The organism is Pseudomonas parasichuanensis, assembly GCF_021601385.1.
Classification (GTDB): domain Bacteria; phylum Pseudomonadota; class Gammaproteobacteria; order Pseudomonadales; family Pseudomonadaceae; genus Aquipseudomonas; species Aquipseudomonas parasichuanensis.
On sequence record NZ_BQHO01000074.1, the window covers coordinates 1 to 1,250 of the forward strand.

The window sequence follows — 1,250 nt, forward strand, 5'->3', positions numbered from 1 at the left end:
TGAACTGGCCTAATGATTTTGGACACCTTCTTCGGGCGCTATGATGGCGCCCAATTGGAGGCAAAATCAGTGCGTAAATCTTACTCAAGAGAATACAAAGTCCAAGCTGCCGAGATGGTGCTGGACGGAGGCCAGTCAGTTCCGGAAGTCTGTGCAGCCCTTGGGCTGGGGCCTACGGCCCTTCGTCGTTGGGTTGAGCAAGTGCGCGAAGAGCGAGCCGGCAAGGTTCCGGCTGGAGCCAAAGCGATCACGCCTGAGCAGCAACGAATTGAAGAACTCGAAGCGCTGGTTCGGCAAAAGGATCGGGATATCGAAATCTTAAAAAAGGCCAGTGCTCTTCTGCTTCGGGACTCCAAAGATCGTTCTCGCTGATCAACGAGCTGAGTGAGCAATACCCTGTTATCGACTGCTGCCGCGTGCTTGGGGTCAAGCGCAGTAGTTTCTACGCATGGCGCAAACGGCAAGGGCTTGAAAACCCAGACAGAGATGCTCTGCGCCTGCGGGTAATCAAGCACTTCAACGAATCGCGAAATGCCTCTGGCTCGCGAACGCTGGTGCAGGAATTGCGGCGTGAAGGCCATGAAATTGGGCGATACAAGGTGCGTGCGTTAATGCGCGAAGCTGGCCTGAAGTGCAAGCAGCGCAGGCCGCACCGCTATCGATCTTCGGGGGCAGAAGCATTGATTGCCGAGAACCAGCTGAAGCGCAATTTCAAGGTTTCGACGATCAATGAGGTTTGGTGTGGCGATGTCACTTACATCCAGGTCGGGAGGCGCTGGCTGTACCTGGCCGCCGTGATTGATCTGTATGCCCGCCGAGTAGTGGGTTGGGCGTTCTCGATGATTGCAGATGCCAATTTAGCTTGTAACGCCCTGCGCATGGCCGCCGAGTCACGGGGTAGGCCGGAGGGTGTCATGTTTCATTCAGATCAGGGCTGCCAGTACACCAGCCACAAATTCAGGGCTGCACTCGATGAGTACAACTTGAACCAGAGCATGAGCCATCGAGGCCAATGCTGGGATAACGCCGCTATGGAGCGCTTCTTCGGCGCATTGAAATCAGAGTGGATGCCGACAGAGGGTTACGAGACCGAAGCGCACGCGCGAGTGGACATCCAGGCCTATCTGATGCGCTACAACCTCAAGCGGCTCCATAGCTACAACGGCTATGAAACGCCGGTAGCCATGGAGGCAAAGCTCAAAGCGGCGGCATAAACCTTAATCGGTGTCCAAAATTACTTGACCAGATCA

At 55.4% G+C, this 1,250-nt stretch carries 2 protein-coding genes; both read left to right on the forward strand.

What is annotated here, in order from left to right; genetic code table 11:
• Positions 1-12 precede the first annotated feature (12 nt).
• Complete coding sequence (locus L6D77_RS26995) at positions 13-372, forward strand: transposase (protein WP_236170224.1); 360 nt, start codon at positions 13-15, stop codon at positions 370-372.
• Positions 372-1,214: an IS3 family transposase gene (locus L6D77_RS27000; protein WP_236170225.1), complete on the forward strand. Its 843-nt coding sequence runs from the start codon at positions 372-374 to the stop codon at positions 1,212-1,214. Before L6D77_RS26995 ends, L6D77_RS27000 begins: the two co-directional genes overlap by 1 nt.
• Positions 1,215-1,250: the final 36 nt, after the last annotated feature.

Coding starts and splice junctions, on each gene's coding strand:
- L6D77_RS26995 (WP_236170224.1), top strand. CDS start 13: ATGATTTTGGACACCTTCTTCGGGCGCTATGATGGCGCCCAATTGGAG.